We start from the raw sequence: 21,890 nt of genomic DNA, 5'->3' as shown, positions 1-21,890 counted from the left end.
CGTTCCTCTCGTCTTCTCGGTACAATATGAAGCATAGACGAAGTGATAGAGAGGGCGTTAAATATGGCATTTAAGGTAGCATTCATTGGCGCAGGCAGCATAGGATTCACACGTGGACTTCTAAGAGATTTACTAGCTGTACCTGAATTTCATAACATCCAAGTGGCTTTTACAGACATTAATTCCCACAATTTAGAGATGGTGACGGAGCTCTGCCAACGAGATATCCGTGAAAATGGTTTAGCGATTCAGATTCAAGCTACGACTGATCGTAGGGAAGCGTTAGAAGGCACGAAATACGTACTATGCACGATTCGTGTGGGGGGTCTGGAGGCTTTTGCAACAGATGTCGACATTCCTTTGAAATATGGTGTGGACCAATGTGTGGGTGATACGCTATGTGCTGGTGGAATCATGTACGGACAACGTGGAATCTCTGAAATGCTTCGCATTTGCCAAGATATTCGTGAGGTCGCTGCCCCTGATGTTACGCTGTTGAATTATGCGAACCCGATGGCTATGCTAACTTGGGCTTGTAATAAGTACGGCGCTGTACGCACGATTGGCCTCTGTCACGGTGTACAGCATGGACATCAACAAATCGCTGACGTTTATGGGTTGGATAAGAAAGACGTGGACATTATTTGCGCCGGCATAAATCATCAAACGTGGTATATCCAAGCTTCGCATGAGGGCAAGGATTTAACGGCAGGGCTATTAGATGCTTTTGAAAAACATGCTGAGTATGCACGAACGGAGAAAGTTCGGATTGATATGCTGCGCCGCTTTGGATACTATAGTACGGAATCTAATGGTCATTTGAGCGAGTATGTTCCTTGGTACCGAAAGCGTGCAGGTGAAATTCAGGATTGGATTGATATGGGGTCTTGGATTAATGGTGAAACAGGCGGCTACTTGCGTGTGTGTACAGAGGGGCGTCGTTGGTTTGAAACCGATTTCCCGAATTGGATGAAGGACCCGGCATTCGTTTATGCAAGTGAGAAGCGCAGTAGAGAGCATGGCTCTTACATTATCGAAGGCTTGGAAACAGGGCGCGTCTATCGGGGTCATTTCAATTTGGTCAATAAAGGAGTTATCTCGAATTTACCGAATGATGCCATTATCGAAGCACCAGGCTATGTCGATCGCAATGGCATCTCGATGCCGCATGTCGGTGATCTGCCTTTGGGCCCAGCGGCGGTGTGCAATGTCAGCATCTCTGTTCAACGCTTAGCGGTGGAAGCGGCTGTTCATGGAGACGATAAGCTATTGCGTCAAGCCTTTATGATGGATCCTCTCGTTGGAGCTGTCTGCAATCCGAAGGAAATTTGGCAAATGGTTGATGAAATGTTGGTAGCACAAGAGGCGTGGTTGCCACAATATGGTACCGCGATTGCTGAGGCCAAACAACGTCTTGCTGCCGGGAATCTCATTCCTTCACGTGACTACGAAGGCGCTGCTCGAGTGAAGGTGAAAAGTGTTGCCGATATGCAACAGGATCGTGAGGCAGCGAATAAGAACGCAGGGGAAGCCGACAAAGGCAAGGATCGCGCGGCGACAACTGCTTAAAGGTTCATTTATATGCCACCCCTAAGGACCTAGCCGCAGGCTAGGTTCTTCTTACATGCAACCGTATTCATCAACCCAAATTTCGTCGCAGAATCGAGGGCATATGCGTACCCAAAATAATGCACCTATACTTGGAATCATAGGGTACGTACAATAATAAGGTACAATCTTTGTCGGCGAGGTGACATATGATGAAGCTGATTCACCGACTGCAAGCTTATACGCAGCAGCGAATGCTGAGTATTTTGCTGCTTTTGTCGATCGTACCGGTTATCGGATTTGGCATGATTATATATGTGATAGGTACCGACATCGTTCGGACAGAGGCGAACAAGTCTTCTACCGCAGCCTTGACGCAGGTGAAGGAGCAAATAGATCTATTAGTCGATCAGATCGAACAGGTGACCGGTCAATTTACGTTGCAAGCGATTGTGAAAGAAATCAGCAATATCGGCGAGAAGCCGGCGCTTGGTTCGATTCTGCCGATCAATCAAATGAGATTGGAATTGTCCAACTTCCTCTCCTCATTGAAAGCTATCGATTCTGTCTATTATTATCATGTCGAACAGGAAGTGGTTGTAACATCGAGTGTCGTTACGGACCTCGAGCTTCTGAGAGACAATAATTGGGAGCCTCTGCTGCATGAGGCGGCGGAGAAGCATCAACAAAGCTTTTGGATCATTCCGCGGCTTGTAGGGAGTAGTTCAGGAGGAGCAAGCAGGAACGGGATCAGTTATGTTAAGCTGCTGCCACTGCTATATACGGATATGAAGGCTGCTCTGATCGTCAACCTAGACACTTCCTACCTCAGCACGCCTATGAACAAGTTCCCCTATACGACGAACGGAGGATTAATGATTTTTTCACCGCAAGGGGAGCTGGTCATGCAAGGGGGAGGGCTCCCTCGTTTTTCTACAGCCGAGACTAGTTCGCTGATTGAGCAATATCGTCTTGCAAGTTTCCATTCCAGCACGCCTGAGAACGTCCATTCTAGCGTACTGGAATGGACGTTCTCAGGCGTGCGATACTATACGAATTTCGAAACATCGACACGCAATGGTTGGATTTATGCCTCGCTGATCCCAACACAAGAGATGTACAGCAAGGTCGATCAGTTGAAAAAAAATATTATCTGGTGCACGGTCAGTCTCGCACTGCTGGCGTGGTTAATGTCGATGCTCAGCTTCACGCAGATTCAGCGGGGGCTGCAGCGAATCGTCCGGTTGTTGTTCAAGCAGGACCGCCAGTCCGACTCTTCCCTATCATCTTCTTACGGAGTTAACTTCCAAAACAAGATGTTGCACATTGAGAAAGGGGTCGCCAATCTGCTGGAAGAAGTGCATGAGGTGAGAGGACAGTGGCGGGACCATTTGCCATTGCTCAAGGACCACTATCTATTGTCTGCGCTGGTCGATCATTCGTCGATTGTGGATCAGTTGCTGAAGCGGCATTCCCAGGAGATCGGCCTGTTCCAGCATCCGCGCTTTGTCGTGTTCATTATGGAAATGGATCAGCCAGGTGCCGGTGCGCGGTTTCCCCTGTCCAATGAGAAGCTGTTCCTTTTCGCAGTAGCGAATATTACGAGCGAGTTAATGCGTGCGATCTATACGACGGAAATCGTGACGACACACAAGTGCGTAGTGGCGGTGTTGAATATTCCAGAGCATGCGGCAGAGGCGGATCTTATGCATGCATTGGAGACGATACGCGTCACCGTGAATCATGTGTTGAAGCAACCCGTCACCATTAGCGTAGGCCGTGTAGTCGGCAGCTTCGAGGACATCTCAGTTTCCTATCATGAAGCGTTGCAGTTGCTGCATCATAACTGGATTCGTGCCGGCAATGAAATTATTACGCTGCAGCAGTCGAATGGATTGATGCTTAAATTTGATTACCCTTTGGCCGTTGAGGAGAAGATTGTCGAAGCGATCCGGACCGGAGAGAAGGAGATTGCTCTGCGAGAGATGGAGGCATTCGGCAATGCGTTAGCCGGACAAAATGTGTCCTTTCATTTCATGAAAACGTATTATTTGCAATTGCTAGTCTCGATCGTTCGGCTTGTGCAGCAATACGAGGAGGATATACACTACCTGTTCGGCGCACGCGGACCGTTCCATGAATTTCTCGTCTTGGATGGTCAGAAGGCGGTACAGGCCTGGTTTAACCATACGGCCATTGGATCGACGATCTCCTTTCTAAGCACGTTGAAGCAGCACCGAAAGCAGGAACTTGCTGCGGCGGCATTGGAGATTATTCGGCTTCATTATAATAAAGATTTATCGTTGCAGCTGGTGGCGGATCAATTGAATATTAGCGTATCGTACATCAGTATCCTGTTCAAAGAGACGATTGGCGAAAATTTCATCGATTATGTTACCCGTTACCGAATCGATAAGGCCAAGGTATTGCTCTTGGAGACCGATATCAATATCGGTCAGATCGCCGTCGAGATCGGCTATAACAATGCTCAGCAACTGATCCGAGCCTTCAAACGTGTGGAGGGCACTACGCCGGGAGACTATCGCAGCGCGAATAACACATTCAACCCTTAGAAGCACGCCTGCAAAAATAATGCATATTGAAGTGGAAGCCAGGCCGCCCTATGCTGATTTCACATCGCCCCGCTGACGTGCGGAATGAACCGAATGGCGATGAGAGAGGAAGCTGGATCATGAATACAGATTGGAAAGCCAAGTGGATTTGGCATCCGGAGCGAGAGAAGGGCAAAAACGATTTCGTTTATTTCCGTCAAACGTTTCCTGTGGAGCGGGAAATTGCGTCCGCTCATCTATCGATTACCGCTGATCGAGAATACTGCTGCGCAATCGACGGCCATATTGTCGGCAGAGGTCCGGTGCTCGGCGACCCTCGATTCAAACGCTACGACAGCTACGAGATTACTTCAAGCCTCCGAAATACCGACCGCGAGCATGTGATAGCGGTAACCGTCTACCATGATGAATCCCTCCCGATGTATCCCTATGCGGAAACAAGAGGTCTGCTGTTTCAACTGGCTATCAATTATTCGGATGGACGCAAAGAGATGGTGTGCTCGGATGAAGACACCAAAGTGTATCGCACGCAAGCGTATTCTGTTGGAAACCGATTCAATGATTCCTACTGGCCGGAGTACTTCAATGCCAACAAGGATGCTACAGGATGGGAGCTCCCCGAATTCGATGATGCGTCATGGCAACAAGCGGTGCCCATGATCGGAGGGGGGAATTCATTATGGGGAAACGTGCGGCCCAAACATCGGTTTTTCCCGTGGGTGAATGTCGTGCCGCGGGATATTCCCCATCCTGTACGAACCTTTCGCTATCCGACAGTAGTCGGATATGGAGAAGTGATGCAGAAGATGGAAGCGAGCGCGGAAGACACGGCCATCCGGATGAGCCTGGAGCCGATGGAACCGTTGTCCAAAGCAAGTATCCGGGATATCGCGTGTTTGGAGCAGGAAGCGGGCGTCACGACGATCATGAACTCCGAGCCGTTCGAATCGTTCGACTGTTTTGACGGAATTCGGAATGCAACGATCATTCTCGATTTTGGCCAATTGCTGAACGGACGCCTGGCTTTGGAACTGGAGACGGACACTCCCATGAAGATAGATATCGGTTATGCTGCCGATCTGCAGGACAACCGGATCGTGCCTTATCTTTCATCCCGCACGCAAAATGCCGATCAATACGCCGCTCGGGCAGGCAAACAAGCGTGGATGTCATTTAACTGGCGGCATTTCCGTTATGTGCAGTTGACGTTTCGCGATGTGTACGCACCGGTTTCGATTACGAGGGTCCGGGTGGAAGAGCAGTCGTATCCGTATAATAGATCCGGGCATTTTGAATCGGACGTCGATCCATTCAATCGGATCTATCAAGCTGCGGATAAGACGATCCGCTTGTGTACGGCGGACCGGTTCATGGACAATCCCTCCCGGGAATGCAGACAGTACAGCGGAGACTGCTCGAGTGTTTTACCTGCCTTGTGGACCCTATTTGGAAATGATCCGATCGTGGTCAAATATTTCCGCCAATTTCAAGAAGCGCAACACCGGACTGGGTTATATCGGTATTCAGCTCCCGGGCACGATAACGATGGAGGCTCGCTGTTCGATCATGCGCTGATGCTGCTGTTCCGCTTAGCGGAATATTACGATTATACGGGCGACGGCAATCTGGTCGAAGAAATGTGGGGAGGCGTGCTGGAGTGCCTCAAGCTTACGGAAACCTGCTTGAATGCCAGAGGGCTGCTGGAGAATATGCCTTATGATGTTTGGATGGACTGGGCTTTTATTCACCGCGAAGGAGAAATCCTGACCGTTAACGTTTTATATGCCGAGGTGCTGCGTCGTTTGGCCAGAGTGGGGAGAAGCTTGGGGCTGTACGGGGCATTCGATGATTGGAACGCGAAAGCGCAAAATATTACCCGGCTGATACGGGAGCAATTTTATGATCCAGATCGGGGGGTCTTCGTCGATTGTATGGTGGAAGGCCGTCAAAGCAAGAACACGAGCGAACATAGCAATGCTTTAGCTATTCTTTACGCCGAAGCAACCGAAGTCCAGAAGAAGTCCGTACTGGACCGCTATCTCAGTCATAATAACGAGTTTGGCAAAGGAAGTCCCGCCTGGATGTTCTGGGCCTATGCGATGGTTGAGGCCGGCAACCCCGAGATGGCCATGGACTGGATGAAGAGCAGATTCGGAGCGCTAGTAGAGCATGGCCTGGATACATTGCCGGAAGTATGGAGCTTGTACGGCGAGCAAACGAAGGGTTACTGGCGATGCCGGAACAGCAGAGCGTCCGTGCAAATTGCGGGGGTATGGGTGGCTCATTTTTTCATCAACCAGATCGCGGGGGTAGCGCCTGCCGAGCCTGGATTTGCGAAGATCTCGTTCAAGCCGCGTTTTGGTTCGCTGGTCCATTGTCGGGCAAGCGTTCCTGTACCCGATGGACAGATTGTGGTTGAATATGAAAAAACGAGACAAGGGGAACTGAAATTTCAACTCATTCTTCCGTCCGAGCGGGCGATTTCCGTGGATTTGGGCATTCGGACGCCAGGCGCTGTGTGGATCAATGAGAAAGAAATGACTCATGAAGAAGGTTTAATCGAATTGGAAAACGTGAAACAGCTGACAATCAAGGTCATTCCATGAGGTTCCGGCCTCCAGTTTGCTCGCAGGGGTCGTTTGTTGCAGCAAAAATAATGAATATTGAGATGGAATAGAGGGAGCCATATGATGATCACACGCCAACAGATTGAAATTTAAGCGTGAAGAAGGAGGTGAAAGGATCCTATGCAACCATTTGACGAATCGGCGATCGGTACCGCCGTACGGCAGAAGAAGCGTAAGCGGAGTAATACGGCGATGTTCGCCCATTTCCACAATTTGATGCGACATCGGGCACTCATTGCGATGTTTCTGCCGGGGTTTCTGTTGTTCATGCTGTTCCAATATGTGCCCATTTACGGTGTTTTGATTGCCTTTAAGGACTATAAGTTTCTGCTTGGCGTTTGGGATAGTCCATGGGCGGGCTTAGAGCATTTTGCAAGATTGACCAGCGGAAGCGATTTTACTGCCGCGCTTCGGAATACAGTCGTAATTGCCTTACTGAAGATGCTCACCTTTCCCACGCCGATTATTTTGGCCATTATGCTCAATGAGGTGCGCCAGCGTTATTTTCGCAAGCTGATCCAGACGGTGTCCTATTTGCCGCATTTTTTCTCATGGGTTATTCTCGCCGGCATCTTGCTCTCTTTCCTCGGCTCGGAGGGCGGAATGAACCAATTACTGCAATTATTTGGGCTTCCGCCGGTAAACTGGATGATCAAGTCCGATTACTTCTACCCTATCATTGTGCTCAGCGGAATTTGGCAGGGTGTCGGCTGGGGCTCGATCATTTACTTTGCCGCGCTGTCGTCCATTGATCCGACGCTGTACGAAGCCGCAATATCCGATGGGGCCGGTCGCTTGCGTCAGATGTGGCATATTACGCTGCCGGGGCTGATGCCGACGATTATTACGATGTTCCTGCTGCATATCGGTCATTTTCTTACCGTTGGCTTCGATCAAATCTATAATCTGACAACGCCTACGAATTCGCGGGTGGCGGATATCCTCGATACGTACGTGCTTCGCAGATTACTCACGATGGACTATGAGCTCGGTGCAGCGGCGGGAATTTTCTCGTCATTGGTAGGGTTAGCATTGGTCATCATCAGCAACCGATTGGTGAAGTTGTATGACAAAGAACAAGGGTTATGGTAGGTGGTTGAGATGCAAATGAAGAGAACGTTAAGCGAACGAATGTTTGAGATCATAAACCTGCTTCTGTTGGCATTGCTAGGGCTCGTCACGCTGTACCCGTTTCTGTACGTCCTGACGATCTCACTCAGCTCGCCGGCCGACATCGAACGCATCGGGCTGCATATTTTCCCGACTAATCCGACGTTCGAAGCCTATGAGAAGGTGCTGGCGAACCCGAAATTGTATACCGCCTATGTGAATACGATTGCCAGAACATTGCTTGGGTTGGCGTGTGTTCTCCTGTTTACTACATTAACCGCTTACCCGCTTGCCCGCAGCACGTTTCCCTATCGATCTACGATCATGAAGCTGTTCGTATTCAGCATGTTGTTCAGCGGAGGTTTGATCCCGACGTTTATGCTTGTCAAGCAGTTGGGGCTGCTTAATACGATTTGGGCTCTTGTGCTGCCCGGGGCGGTGTCGGCCTTCAATATATTCGTTATGCGCAACTTCTTCGCCGCCGTGCCCAGCGAGATGCTGGAGTCGGCGAGGATTGACGGCGCAGGCGAACTGAACATCCTCATCCGCATCGTAGTGCCGCTTTCTGTTCCGGTGCTGGCGGTTATAGGCTTATGGGCGGTTGTTGGTCACTGGAACTCATGGTTCGATGCCATGATTTATTTGAACGATGATAACAAACAGGTGCTGCAGCTGTTCTTGCGGCGTAATGTCATCGAACCGGGCACGAATTTAAATCAGGAATACTCCTTGATGGGCTCCACGCAGGTAACGCCTGCAAACTTGAAGAGCGCCATTATTATGCTCGTCTCTTTGCCGATTTTGTTTGCGTATCCGTTCATTCAGCGTTTCTTCGTCAAAGGTATTATGCTTGGTTCGCTCAAAGGGTAAGGGTTTCTGCAGTCCTGACGGACGGGCTGCACAACGAATAAATGAGAAAAGGGAAGGTTGCCAAATGATACTTACAAGAGGTCGCGTGGGAAAAGGGTTGCTCTGTTTTACTATGGCATCCGTAGTGGCGTTGGCGGGTTGTGCCAAACAAGGCGAAGAGAATAAGGGGGCGACGGCAAGTCCTTCTCCGACAGCGGCGCCGTCGACACAGACATCCCCGACAGCGGCGCCGGTTATCGAATTTAACTGGATGAATTATCCTGCCGTTATGCAGGACAATTCTTACGCTCAGAAATTAATCGAAAGCAAGTTCAACGTCAAGCTGAAAAAAATGTATGCCATCCCGAACAGCGACTATTTTCAAAAACAACAAATTCAGCTGGCGACCGGCGACATTCCCGATGTGTTGTTCGTAAACAATCCGGGAGATCTGAACAAATATGTCGCGCAAGGTTTGCTTGCCGAAATACCCGTTAGCCTCATAGAAAAATATGCGCCTCGAACGAAAGCCAATATGGATAAGCAAGCTCCGCAGGGCTGGTATTACACCAGTGTAAGCGGCAAAAATTACGGCGTGCCTACCTTTTATTTCACCGGTCAGTTTCATACCAAACAGTTGTGGCGCACCGATCTGCTGAAAAAGGCAGGGGTCACCAAAATACCGGAAACGATCGATGAATTTACCGCGGCATTCGCAGCGCTGAAGCAGATTGGGGTCTACGGCATGAGCGGAACCGGCAACTCGTTCTATAACGCCTTTCATTCGATTTTTGGCGCTTACGGGTTAATGCCGACGCAGTGGATGTTGAAGGATGGCAAGGTTGTCAACGCAGCTGTGCAGCCGGAAGCGAAAGAGGCGCTTGCCAAGCTGGCGGAATGGTTTAAGGCGGGTTACATCGATCCTGATTTCGTATCAGGCAAAGATGTCAGCGCGAAGTTCGCGTCCGGCAAAACGGCATTCAACGATAGCGCACACGTGGCTTCCACGGATCCGGACGATCCCGGCTCCACGATGAATAGTGTCAAGAAGATCGATCCGAACGGAACGGTAGAATTCGGTCCCCTGCCTAAGGGTCCGCGAGGTCAGTCGGGCGGCTGGGCGTGGGGAACGGCGGGGAATATCTGGGCGTTCGGCAAGCAGCTGGAGAAATCGCCGGAGAAGATGCAAAGAGCGCTGCAGATCATGGATTCGCTCCAGAATGACGAGGAGACTTGGTTGGCGATGGCATGGGGACAACAAGGCAAACATTGGGATTTCAAGGATCCGGCCAAAGGAGTCGCAGGCGGGCTGAAGCGCCTTGAGCCTTATACCGATGTAACGAAGCTGCAAGCCGAGGGCATTGTCGATTTGCAGAACGGCGTCACGCTCTTTGGAGCGCAAGCCAACATTGATCTCACAGGCAAGTATTATGATCAGAAGCAGCTCGCAAGCTTCAAAATATTTAACAAATCGATTTCGGATATATTCGGCAAGTCGGATATATTGCCGTCTTCCGGCAAGTATTGGGGCGACCTGACCAAGCTGAAGACGGAGACGTATGCACAGATCATTATCGGCGATATTCCAATATCCGGTTTTGACAATTTCGTCAAACAATGGAATGAAAAAGGCGGCGCTCAGCTCGAAAAGGAAGCGAATGAGTTCTATAGCAGCATAAAGAAATAATCGTGAGGAGACGTAAGAGCAAATAGTTCAGGCCGGGGCGGCATCATACCGTCTCCGGCTCTTCCGTTTGACGCGCGACCTGTAACGAACGCGCACAAATAAAGGAGGCGATGATTGATGAACGGATATCAAAAATCACTGGCGCTTTTTTTATCCTTTCTCATAGGTTTCGGTTGTTTGACTACTCTGATTCCCCTGTCTCAGCACGCATATGCAACAGCTTCAACATTATTGAATATGGATTTTGAAAGCGCGAACAATGCCGGGACGGTGCTGACGAATCCGAATAGTTCGGTACTGACTTTGTCCGATGGCGATTTCACAAGCGATGGCAAGACGAATGAAACAGGTGCCGCAGCTTCTGGAGCATACGCCAAAATATCGGCAGTAAGCGGTCAAAACGTGCCGGGACTTAATGTGCAGCCGACTGCTGCTGTCGTTAATGCTGCGAAAAGCGCGATTAATGCGCTTGATGCGGGCACGTATGATCTGCGAATCTCGTTTGACTATGATCTGGTGAATCGGAATGATAATCGCGCTCCGTATGTATTCCTGCGCTTATATGGAAAAAATGCCGTGACTGGCACTGTCGGTACAGCTTTCATTCCCGTGAGTGGCTATGTGGACAATCGGAGCATTGCGCCGCTGGGCGACGGCAAATTCGTGCATTATTCGGTTACCGTGCCCATCAAGCTCTTTTATGCAGTCGACAGCGCAAATGAGGACAGTAACGGCAAGACGGATAAGTTTGTCGTGAATACGTTCACCGGATTCGAGTTGCGATTGGCCATGTACTCGGGTACGGGTGCCAATCCGCTCGAGCTTGCTATCGATAATCTGAAGGTAGACGCTACGCTGACCGCGCCGCCTTCCGCAACACCGACACCAACGCCAACGCCAACGCCAACACCGACGCCAACGCCAACGCCAACGCCAACACCGACACCGGTTGTGTACATGGGCGAGAATCGTTCCCTGCAGGGTAACTGGAAAGGGTCCTATGGCACGGAGGGTTATGTCCTTCCCTATTATGCCACCAGCGTAGCCAGCGGTAGGGACAATCCTTACGCAAACGATGTAGCGGCACTCCCAGGATATGTCTCCAGTTATTCACTGTCGGGCGCGACTTACAATGTGCTGCAAAATCCATCGCCGGACATTAGGGCGTTGCAATCACCGACTACCGCGACAAGGAAAATGATTCAAGTTTACAGCGGCACGAATTTTCAGACGACTTTCAACTTGTCCGATACGAACGAACATCTCTTTACGCTATACACGACCAATTACGACATCAGCGATACGCTCACAGAGAAGATTGAAATTTTCAATTTAAGCGGACAGTTGTTAGATACCCGTACGGTTCATGCCGTGCAGAACGGCCTGTATCTGATGTATAAAGTGAAAGGCAGCTTTAAAGTCAAGGTAACCAAAATTGCTGGAAAATCGGCGATGATCCAAGGTTTTTTCTTCGACGACGTACCGGTTAACACCACTTCGTCCCTGCAAGCAACGTACACGGTCCCGCGCACGGCTGATCTCAGTTGGACGAATAGCGGCAGCTTGCCGCAAAAGGTATTAATCGAACGGAGGACGGCGGCTGACGCGACGTATAGCGCGATTGCCACCGTAGCCGCCAACGTATATAGCTATCGGGATGCGAATCTCGATACAAACACTTCATATACGTACCGACTGAGAAGTGTAGAGGGCAACAAGGTTTCATCGCCTGGCAATTCAAGCACGGTAACCGTGCCCGCGTATTCGGCAACGTCGCTCGACTTTGCATCATCTTCCTATTCGAAAGATAAACCGGGCGAAACGTTGCTGTTGGAAACTACGCTGCTGAGTAGCGGCGGCAGCACGCCTATCTCCGGCAGCACGATCCATTTCGAGCTGCAAGGTCCGCATGTTGGCACCTATATCAATGGTGCGCTTGGTTCTGCCGTCACCGATGAGGACGGCAAAGCAACGCTCGCTTACACACCGGCGTATGCAGGCAATTATCAAGTTCGCGCCGTCTCCGCGTACGACGACGTCAACTTGTACGCGAAGAGCCAAGCAACCATTTCTCTTACGGTCTACAATGAAGCGTGGGAACAGCCGCCAGTCATCATTCGCGTATCCGACGCGGTGTACGCGGATACGCTGCTTTCGGTCAACGGCTATGGTCTTCGCGCGGCCGACATGGCGGATGTGGTATTGAAGGTGAAAGCCGCCACCGGCGACGCTCCTTCTATTCCGCCGATCGATGCAACCGAGCTGACGCTGGAGCAGACCGATGCGCGCAGCGGTTATTACGCGACAGCACGGCTGGATGCCGGTTTGCCGGCGGGCGTTTACGATTTATGGGTCAGCAATGCGTATGGTTGGAGTGCGCCAGTGCGGCTAAACGCGCCTAGACCGCTGTTCATCTCCGAATATGAAGCGTATGCCGGTCTCGATATTGAGCTGTCGGGACGGAATCTTGCCGCTTCCGAATTCGGTGGAACCGATAACACGTCGATCCGGCTGAATGACGGCATGAGTACCTATATTCAGACAGTCAAGCGACTGACGCCGTATTCGGTGCTGTTCACGATCGGCACAGTGCCGACCGGTACTTACGATGTCGAGGTGTCGAATGACGGAGGCGTTACTTGGGCGACGCTTGATAACGGGCAGCAGTTGACGATCGTGGCGGCTGGGACGAATCCGCTGGGACTGAATGCGGCATGGGCGAGAAACTTCCAGTGGAGCAATACTTTCGATGTGACTGCCTATGGCGCCATCGCCAATGATATGCTGGACGATACGATTGCGGTTCGCGATGCGGTACATGCCGCCAAACTGTCAGGCGGAGGAATCATTTACTTTCCGGCAGGCGTTTATTATGTATCGTATGTCGATTTGCCGGCAGATATTGTGCTGCTTGGAGAAGATGCGGCGACGACATTCCTCTATCATAACGGGACCAACGCCAACTTCATTCGTTCTTCCGGCGATGGCAAGACGGAGGGAAGACAAGGAGTCGCGAGATTCACCATGAAGCTGGCAGACCCGGATATAAGGCCGGATTCGTTCATGTGGTTCGGCAATGACTGGGGCAACGCAGTGACCGATCAGACGCTGCGAACGGCAGCGAATATTTTAATTTACCAGGTTAACATCGATTACCCGCTTACGCCGCGATTGGTCGGTACGGGCAGAGCGATGGGAGCTGTATTCATCGCCAAGGAACGTGTGCTGTTCGAGCAAAATCATTTCAAGGGCTTCTATGCCATATCGGAGACGGCTTACATCAGCGAATACACCTCGCATAGGGATAATTATTTTGAATATGCCCAAGGGAGGGTAAGCTCATTTGCCAAGTATGCGTTTATGGAAAACAACCATCTTGTCGGTCATCCTGAATTCGGCGCCGATCAGCATGGATTGTTCGGTAGAGGAAACATTCATATGTACAATAACATCGTCGAAAATATAGGCGCAGACTCGTCTGGCAATAATGACGGCGAAGCGCTGGCCGTAGAGATGCCGGGTTCCTATAAGAATGAAGGTCCGGTGCTGGGAGCAACGGCATTTACGGTAACCGTCGCGACAACAGTGCCTCTGCAAGCAAGCTATCCGTTGCGCTACAGCGAGCTGTCCGTCGTTATTGTCGAAGGGAAAGGGCTCGGTCAAATGCGCAGGGTGACGGAGCTGGACGGCAATGTACTCACAATCGGCGAAGCGTGGGATATCGTTCCGGACGGCACAAGCAAAATGACCTTGATCGCACCGAATGATAATGTGACCTTTCACAAAAATACGGTGATTAATACAGCCAAGGGTATCTGGTTTTATGGCAATGTGATCGATGGCGTTGCCGCCGACAATACGGTTATCGATTCCGAAGGCATCTACGCCTATTCTTCGCAGGTGACCGGGCAACTGCGTCTGACGCCCGCTTATTACATCAGTGTTCGCGGCAATGTGGTGACAGGCGTGTCGGGGCGAAGCCAGCATGCCGGGATCTATGTGACGTCACAGCGGCAGGGGGTTGGGGGCCGATACTATGCCGTGAACACCTATGGCATTGATATCAAGGATAATCTGATCATCGGCGTTCCCGAAGCGGTGCCTGTCGATGAAACGGAAGCTCCAGCTGCCTCCGGATTGCTGTCCTGGTCTGCCCAGACGAGCAGCGACTCCAATCCCGAGACGACCGCGGGCGATAATACGAACGTTGTCATGGAGAACAACAGGCTGGTGCAGTTGAACGACGGCATTCATCTCAGTCTGGGCGACTATGGTCACGTTCTGAAGGGCAATACGTTCACCGACGTAACGAACGCTTATGTTTACGGCGGCACACCGGTCAATACGCTGATTGTCGCGTCATCATTCAGCGACAACCGAGCCGCTTACTGGCCGGGAGGAAGCCGGGTAACGGCTGCCTATGACGGGGCGGATGTGATCCTCGCATGGGATGAAGCGAGCGATAACGTCGCTATCGACCATTACAGGATCTTGCAGGATGGCGTGCTGTTGGCTACCGTTGCCGATTCGGTACAGAGTTATCGGATCAGCGGACTGACGGGCAGTCAGACGTACAACTTCCGCATCGAGGCCCGGGACGCGGCCGGTCATGCCGGGACCGACGTGCTTTCCATCCGCTTCTTGTATGTACCGTAACGCATTGCGCGACCAGAAGAAACTAAACGAAACGAAACTAAACGAAGGAGTGGCGATCCCATGTCGACGGATTCCGGTATCGATTTGCAGCAGCATCTCGCCCAGTTCAAGCAAGACGGTTATACGATTTTCAAAGGGGTATTGACGAGCGACTTTATGGAGCAGGCGAAGCGAAAGTTTGCCGATATGCAAAGGGAAGTTATCATTCCCGGCAAGAGAGACTGGTGGTTCGGAAATATGTGCGAATACGCGCCTAAGCTGATTTTTCCCGCCGTCTCGAATCCATTTTTGCTCGATTTTGCCGAAATGATCATGGGTCCCTTCGTGCAAATCGACAACATCACCTTGTCCGGATTTCCCAGTGATTCCAAGGAGGAGGCCAAGCATAGAGTATCGGGCTGGCACCGGGACCGCTATGCGCAAGTACCGCGGAGCGATGCCTATGAAAGGCCGCTATCGATCAACATGATCAGTTATTTTCAAGATATGACGACAGAATATGGTCCGCTGCGCGTGATACCGGGGTCTCACCGAAATCGAACGGCCTTCGATATGAGCTATAAATTTAGCCCTCATCCTGACGAAGTTGTGGCATCCGTACAAGCGGGAGACGTCATTGTTACCCATAATGGTCTTCTGCACACAGGCACGCCGAATACTTCGGGAAATACCCGTTTCTTCTTTAGCCAATATTACAATCTGACGTGGCTTAGGCATACGGACAACTTTAGCGGACCGAATATCAGCTTATTGATCGAACAAGCGAGAGCCGCAAACGATCATCGTACATTGCGATTGTTTGGGATCGACGAACATTTGGAGCAGCGGTGCAACTCGGGATTTCTGATCGAAGATGAAGTTGTTTGGCGGCGGTGGATGGAAGAAGAAAGGAAGCGATAAGCCTGCGGGCGATCATCCGTGAGCACACGGGTCACACGGATCACACAGGTCGCCCGGATCGCATCGCATGGTTCGGAAAAGCCGAATCTTGTTGTGGAATCGCTTCTCCACTGCAAGGCAAAGGAATCGCGAGGGAGTCTTGAGCATGAAACAGACGGTAATCGAACTGCATGAGCATCTGCACCATCGTAAATACAATTGGCCGCATACCGTGGTGAACTATTCGCTGCAAGCCAATGCGGTCGCAACCAACGATAAGGATTGGCGGCTGTTGGATACGGATGGTCGCTCTATTCCTTATCAATGGGCTAGAGATGGCGAGCAAACGACACTATCTTTTATTACGGACCTGCCTGCGGGGGCAAAGCGGCTATTCACGTTATGCGAAGGCGAGGCCGTGGATACATCCGTTACGGAGAGGCGAACGGATGTCGCGGGAAATTTACAGGTGTACAGCGATAAGGACGGGGTTGTGGCGGATAACGGATTATTATCCGTTGCCATACCGCGCTTGCAAACAGGCGGGAGCCATCCGCTGTTTGTGTTGACGAAGCCGGGCGCGGCTCCGCGAGGAGTAGCCACACTTCGCACCAATCGCAAGATTGTCGAAGTATCTTCGGAATGTTTAGCTGCTGGTCCGGTTTTTTATGCACATAGGCTCACTTACCAGCTCGAAAGCGGGGCCTCCTACACGGTAACGCTACGTCTCGCTGACGCCATGGAGTATGCTGAACTGCAGGAGACGATCACCGGGTTATCCGCAGATGACGAAACGAAGCTTGTTATCGAATGGCAGTCCTTCGTGCCGCGTCGCAGATATACGCAAAATCGCGGGTACGAAAAGGTGGATCAATTCGTTGAAGAGGGCGGACAATTGCCCATCCTGCTGCTTCCTTATCAAAGAGATGGCAATTGGCAGCATACCAAAACGGCTGTATTCGCCGATCAGGAGCACAGCGCAGCGCTATTCGTGAAAAATATCGAAACTTGGGACGACGGGGAGTTCGCCATCTGGGGCTCCTCCCCGACGCTTGCTGTCCGGTTTATGCGAGATGGCGAGGGGGCCGTACGTTGGGAATACGCTTTATCGACCGGCACGCGATCGACTGCAATCACACTCTATGAGGTCGGGAAAGACTCCGTCTCGCATCATGACGCTCATGTCAACGATCTATGGTTGTGGCAGGAATATCTCAGTCTCGATAAAGTGAAGGACTGGGTGCTCGATTGGCCCGAACCGCGGGAGGCGTACCCGCGGTTTTTCCGAAACGATTGTTTGCCGGCAGGCACTGTGTCGTCATGGTTTTTCCGCAGGGAGCAACATCCCGCTCCTGACGATATGGAAGCGATTATGGATAAACTGTCCTTCTGTTTGAATCAAATTTATCAGATGTCGCCCGTGGCAGCGCGTGAGTTTTTTAGCTGGGTGCCGTTCTTTGACTTGTCCGCTCCGGCGATGACGCAAGCGCAGTTCGATCGCTGCAAGGCGGTGTGCGCATTTATGGCTTATGCAAGCAACGATGAGAACCAGATGCCGGTTCGTCATATGTTGGCGGGTCATCCGAATTTCCTCGTCGATATGAAATCCGTGGCCGGTCAGATGGCTGCGCTGCTGCCGAATCACCCGCATGCACGGGTGTGGAAGGATCAATTCGAACGAGCCATGGCGCTTAATCTGAAGTATCACGTCCGCCCAGACGTACCCGCATGGGATGCGGAAGGAGGTCGACACACGGAGAATCTGGCTTGTTATACGCTGGCCAACCTTCATGCCTTGATGAAGCCGGTCAAGCTGATTCGCAAGCAATGGGGCGAGCATCCGACGTTATACCCCGCCTATACGAGCTGGCTGCGCTGGCTCTTGCATGCGTTGACCGCTCCTGTAGACGGCAGTCGCCACTATCCCTCGCAAGGCGCACACGCCGGTAGCCACGTCGATGATTACCGGGCGCCGCTCACGCTGCGTACGGTCGGGGAAGAACTGGCGCGGTTCGACCCGCTTCTGGCCGAATACTTGCTGCATGTATGCCCCGCCAACCGCCGCTCGTTTGAAGAAAAGCGCTTTGGCACCGACATCTGGCGCGGGATGCCATCTGCCTCGCCGTCGCTCCTGACCGGCACGCGTCCGCCGCTCGGCTCGAAGAAGTATACCGGCTATGGATTCGTCCTTCGGGCGGCAGTCGGCACGAAAGCGGAGATATCGGTACATCTGCAGCAGATCGACGAAGGACCGAATTACCGCTGGGGGCGTGCCGCCGAAGGCGGAAACGGCAACATTTATTACTATGCGGGCAACAAACGGTACAGCTTCAACCGTAAGGAGGATGTCGGCGATGCCAACATGGGCGATGTGCAGGCAAGCTGCAATTTTGGCGTCCTCTCCGGTCATGAGTTCTGCAGCATCGGCAGGAATGAATTGACCGAGCCGTTATACGATCTGGGCTTCGCCCAGTATGCGACGCTGCTGGCCGGTTCGCAGGCGAGCCCGGCTTACCACTCCCGCAGTTTGATGATGTCGGGCCATGATTATATCGTTGTTTACGATCAGGTCGGCGATCTTCGGGTAAGAGGACGGTTCGCTTGGTTTGTCAACGAACGGGATGACTTCCCGACGATCCATCAGTTGAAGCCGGGCGTACCTGGATATGCAGTCGCTCCCGGCATCCCTGCCGAACTTGGCTCCGGCGCTTTTACCTCTAAAAACGAAGAGTCGCGCGGACGGTATTATGATGGCAACGGCCATTTTCTGACGCTGATCTCCCACCATGCGCAGGCCGATTACGGTTACCTGCTGAGTGCGAAGGCGACCGAATACGGGGCGTTAGTGGCGATGACCGATAGGAAGGATATGATATTCCGCGATGAGGCGGAGATTCATTACGAGGAGGGCGGGGTTGTTTTCAGTGGATATGCGGGTTTGGTACGTCTCTATGGCGAACACAAAGCTGAGGCCGCGTTATTCAAAGGCAGTCGGATCGGGGTAGGGGGCGTAGAAGTCTCCGTGCGGGTTGGATCGCAAAATGTCGAGCGGACGTACTCCGGTATTGGCTTCACGCGGGATAGGGATGGCGTAATCGGGCACTATTACAGCTTGGGCGAAAGTGTAATCGAGCTTAGGCTGCCGGCAACGCTGCATGACGCTTCCTACCACTTGTATGTGGATGGGGCAGTCGTGCGGGATTTGCGGTCCATTGGCGATCGGAAGGTTTCGTTCCAAATGCCACGCGGCCGTCACAGCTGGCAGTGGACGAATAAGCTGCCGCGGCCGGAGACGACGCAGATCGGAGGCTACATCGCTTCGTCCGGCGAGGCGGAGTTGAGCTGGGAGCCCGCGAGCGGTGCCGATTATTATGAGGTGGCCATCAGCGAAGATGGCGGAGACACATGGCCGATCGCAATCACGGACATTCGCGATCCGCATTACAGGCTTACCGGCGACAATGGCACGAAACGTCACGTGCGGGTAAGAGGCGTCAATGGCGCTAACTCAGGCGAGTGGAGTCATGACTATCCGTTATATTACACCGGCGATGTGCCTGCGGTACCAGATGGATTGCGGATCCAAAGACTTGCGGTAGGCTTTCGGGTGACGTGGGGCTGGCTGCTTGGCGCGAGTAGTTATAAGCTCTACCGCAAAGCGCAGAGCAACGCAACGTATATATGCATCTATACGGGACAAGAAAATGATTTTACGGATACGCAGATTGATCCGGGGCTGACGTATGAATACTGTGTCGCGGCTTGCAACGGCAATGGGGAAGGAGAGGCATCGCCAGCGCGCGATACTGCGGCCGGCGGTCTGACGGATTGGGATCCGCTACCGGACGAAACGTTCCGTCGTTATACGAAGAGCCATGAGTATGGCTATCAAGGATTCGATCACTGGGCGAATCGCGACAAGCCGGTTCTGCACTATCCGCCGGCATCCGAGAAGCGAAAGGAGTGGATATGACTATGAAAGGGCTTAAGGATAAAACGGCTATTGTAACAGGAGGCGCCCAAGGACTAGGTGCGGCAATCGCGCTCCGTTTGAGTGAAGAGAATTGTAAGGTCTGGATTCTGGATCGTGATCTTGAAGGGAAGAATACGGCGGCGAGCATAACGGCAAAGACAGGTTTATTCGCAGGATTTATCCAAACGGATATTAGCAGTGAAGCTGAAGTGAAGCAATCATTTAACCAAATTAAAGAGGTATCCGAAAATGTGAATATTCTTGTAAATAATGCGGCTCTTTTTGTATTCCAGGGAATTGAAGCAACGGAAAGCGAATGGCGGCGGATTTGTGACGTGAATATTATCGGGACCTCACTTGTCACGCAGCATTGCGTTCCTCTTATACAAGCTGCGAGAGGAGGCTCCATTGTGAATCTTTCATCCATTAGCGGATTTATCGGACAAAAGCAATTTGCTACCTATAACGCAACCAAATTCGCCATTCGTGGTTTGACCAAATGTTGGGCGATCGATTTGGCCCCGCATCACATTCGCGTAAATAATGTTTGCCCGGGTTACATTTGGACCCCTGCATTTGACGAATATTGCCGCATAATGAATGTGGACATCGAATCCGAGAATAAGCGGATTTCCGCGCTACATCTGTTGGGTCGTCAAGGACGTCCCGAAGAAGTCGCTGCCACAGTCGCATTCTTGGCTTCAGACGAAGCCTCGTTTATAACGGGATCGGATTTGCTGGTAGATGGCGGATATACGGCTGTTTAGCCATACAGAAATCGATATGAGAGGCTTGGAGGAATGAAAAATGACTTATAAGCGTCTGTCCTATGATATGTCGGCAACGGACCCGGGCTGGCCGGGAAATTATAAAATGTCGGTTGAACCTTATACGGAAATAACGAAGGGGGATGTGGCCAATCAAAGCAAGATTACGTTGTTGAATCATTTTGGTTCGCATATGGACGGCCCTAAGCATTTCAATGATCGAGGCCCGCGACTGGCGGAAATGCCATTAGAGACATTTATTTACGATCATCCTCTGCTGCTGGATATTCCAAAATCTTATGGAGAGCTGGTGACGATGGAGGATATTGCGGCTCACCATGCGTCGCTGCAGCAAGCGGATCTGCTCATGATTCGCAGCGGATTTTCGGTTACTCGGAGAAACGCTCCGGACAGATATGCGGCAGAGGGGCCGGGAATAAGCTCGGGGGCTTGCCGCTTCCTGATGGAACAGTATCCCAAGCTGAAGGCTGTCGCCATGGACTGGATTTCGCTTGCTTCCTATATGCATGGGGAGGATGGGGTATTGGCCCATCAATATTTACTCGGTATGTATCACGAGCATTACATTTGTATTATTGAGGATCTGGATTTTTCGCAATTAACCGACATCCCTCTGCGCCGAGTGATTGCACTACCCATGTTCATTAAAGATGCAGACAGCGCTCCGGTTTCTGTGATTGTCGAATTGGATGTATAGGGGAGAAAACCAATGGCGAAATATATCGTTGCAGTAACAGATTCCGAATTCCCGGGATTAGAGGAAGAAATAGCAATCCTGAAGCCGATGGGCTTTGAATTTCGTGAAGGTCAATGTAGAACACCAGAGGAAGTGATTGCATTATGCCATGACGTTGATGCCATTCTCACCAATTTTGCTCCCCTAACAGCGGATGTTATTGCAAATTTGAAGTGCTGTAAAATTATTGTTCGTTATGGCATCGGTGTGGATAATGTCGATATACCAGCCGCAAGTGCCCATCATATTCCCGTTGTAAATGTTCCCGATTATGGCATCCAGGAAGTGGCCGACCATGCTTTTATGCTGTTATTGGCCAGTTTCAGGAAGCTCACGCAAACGGTCAATCAAGTGAAAGCCGGAGTTTGGCAGATCGCGCCATTTCGTCCGATCTTTGGCCTGCGGGATAAAACATTGGGATTAGCCGGAGTTTGGCAGATCGCGCCATTTCGTCCGATCTTTGG

At 51.5% G+C, this 21,890-nt stretch carries 12 protein-coding genes; all 12 read left to right on the top strand.

Features of this window, described 5'->3' with window-relative positions; genetic code table 11:
* Nucleotides 1-63 precede the first annotated feature (63 nt).
* On the top strand, nt 64-1,569 hold the full coding sequence (locus PKO02S_RS24260; protein WP_127587034.1) for an alpha-glucosidase/alpha-galactosidase: 1,506 nt from the start codon (nt 64-66) through the stop codon (nt 1,567-1,569).
* Nucleotides 1,570-1,757: 188 nt separating this feature from the next.
* Nucleotides 1,758-4,121, top strand: a complete 2,364-nt coding sequence (locus PKO02S_RS24255) for a helix-turn-helix domain-containing protein (protein ID WP_127587031.1) — start codon at nt 1,758-1,760, stop codon at nt 4,119-4,121.
* Nucleotides 4,122-4,240: 119 nt separating this feature from the next.
* The gene (locus PKO02S_RS24250) at nt 4,241-6,727 is read left to right on the top strand and encodes a family 78 glycoside hydrolase catalytic domain (protein WP_164821652.1); all 2,487 of its coding nucleotides are present in this window, start codon (nt 4,241-4,243) and stop codon (nt 6,725-6,727) included.
* A gap of 141 nt (nt 6,728-6,868) precedes the next feature.
* Complete coding sequence (locus tag PKO02S_RS24245) at nt 6,869-7,840, top strand: ABC transporter permease (protein WP_246067308.1); 972 nt, start codon at nt 6,869-6,871, stop codon at nt 7,838-7,840.
* A 15-nt stretch (nt 7,841-7,855) separates the two neighbouring features.
* Nucleotides 7,856-8,728 carry a carbohydrate ABC transporter permease gene (locus tag PKO02S_RS24240; RefSeq protein WP_127587027.1) on the top strand — a complete coding sequence of 291 codons (873 nt, stop codon included), beginning with the start codon at nt 7,856-7,858 and terminating at the stop codon, nt 8,726-8,728.
* 64 nt (nt 8,729-8,792) lie between these two features.
* On the top strand, nt 8,793-10,394 hold the full coding sequence (locus PKO02S_RS24235) for an extracellular solute-binding protein (protein ID WP_127587025.1): 1,602 nt from the start codon (nt 8,793-8,795) through the stop codon (nt 10,392-10,394).
* 117 nt (nt 10,395-10,511) lie between these two features.
* Complete coding sequence (locus PKO02S_RS24225) at nt 10,512-15,050, top strand: fibronectin type III domain-containing protein (protein WP_164821651.1); 4,539 nt, start codon at nt 10,512-10,514, stop codon at nt 15,048-15,050.
* 60 nt (nt 15,051-15,110) lie between these two features.
* Nucleotides 15,111-15,950: a phytanoyl-CoA dioxygenase family protein gene (locus PKO02S_RS24220; RefSeq protein ID WP_127587019.1), complete on the top strand. Its 840-nt coding sequence runs from the start codon at nt 15,111-15,113 to the stop codon at nt 15,948-15,950.
* A 145-nt stretch (nt 15,951-16,095) separates the two neighbouring features.
* Nucleotides 16,096-19,902, top strand: a complete 3,807-nt coding sequence (locus tag PKO02S_RS24215; RefSeq protein WP_127587017.1) for a fibronectin type III domain-containing protein — start codon at nt 16,096-16,098, stop codon at nt 19,900-19,902.
* A gap of 2 nt (nt 19,903-19,904) precedes the next feature.
* On the top strand, nt 19,905-20,669 hold the full coding sequence (locus PKO02S_RS24210; protein ID WP_164821650.1) for an SDR family NAD(P)-dependent oxidoreductase: 765 nt from the start codon (nt 19,905-19,907) through the stop codon (nt 20,667-20,669).
* A 40-nt stretch (nt 20,670-20,709) separates the two neighbouring features.
* On the top strand, nt 20,710-21,387 hold the full coding sequence (locus tag PKO02S_RS24205; RefSeq protein WP_127587013.1) for a cyclase family protein: 678 nt from the start codon (nt 20,710-20,712) through the stop codon (nt 21,385-21,387).
* 12 nt (nt 21,388-21,399) lie between these two features.
* The coding region (locus PKO02S_RS24200; protein ID WP_507763321.1) for a Rossmann-fold NAD(P)-binding domain-containing protein at nt 21,400-21,890 on the top strand (491 nt) is incomplete at its 3' end.

The organism is Paenibacillus koleovorans NBRC 103111 (genome assembly GCF_004000845.1).
Lineage (GTDB): Bacteria > Bacillota > Bacilli > Paenibacillales > NBRC-103111 > Paenibacillus_AA > Paenibacillus_AA koleovorans.
This window is presented reverse-complemented; position numbering and strand designations above follow the sequence as displayed.

Excerpts from the sequence above, each read along its gene's own strand:
- PKO02S_RS24205 (WP_127587013.1), top strand. The coding sequence starts at position 20,710 with ATGACTTATAAGCGTCTGTCCTATGATATGTCGGCAACGGACCCGGGC.
- PKO02S_RS24235 (WP_127587025.1), top strand. The coding sequence starts at position 8,793 with ATGATACTTACAAGAGGTCGCGTGGGAAAAGGGTTGCTCTGTTTTACT.
- PKO02S_RS24240 (WP_127587027.1), top strand. The coding sequence starts at position 7,856 with ATGAAGAGAACGTTAAGCGAACGAATGTTTGAGATCATAAACCTGCTT.
- PKO02S_RS24245 (WP_246067308.1), top strand. The coding sequence starts at position 6,869 with ATGCAACCATTTGACGAATCGGCGATCGGTACCGCCGTACGGCAGAAG.
- PKO02S_RS24260 (WP_127587034.1), top strand. The coding sequence starts at position 64 with ATGGCATTTAAGGTAGCATTCATTGGCGCAGGCAGCATAGGATTCACA.
- PKO02S_RS24250 (WP_164821652.1), top strand. The coding sequence starts at position 4,241 with ATGAATACAGATTGGAAAGCCAAGTGGATTTGGCATCCGGAGCGAGAG.
- PKO02S_RS24210 (WP_164821650.1), top strand. The coding sequence starts at position 19,905 with ATGAAAGGGCTTAAGGATAAAACGGCTATTGTAACAGGAGGCGCCCAA.
- PKO02S_RS24255 (WP_127587031.1), top strand. The coding sequence starts at position 1,758 with ATGATGAAGCTGATTCACCGACTGCAAGCTTATACGCAGCAGCGAATG.
- PKO02S_RS24215 (WP_127587017.1), top strand. The coding sequence starts at position 16,096 with ATGAAACAGACGGTAATCGAACTGCATGAGCATCTGCACCATCGTAAA.
- PKO02S_RS24225 (WP_164821651.1), top strand. The coding sequence starts at position 10,512 with ATGAACGGATATCAAAAATCACTGGCGCTTTTTTTATCCTTTCTCATA.
- PKO02S_RS24220 (WP_127587019.1), top strand. The coding sequence starts at position 15,111 with ATGTCGACGGATTCCGGTATCGATTTGCAGCAGCATCTCGCCCAGTTC.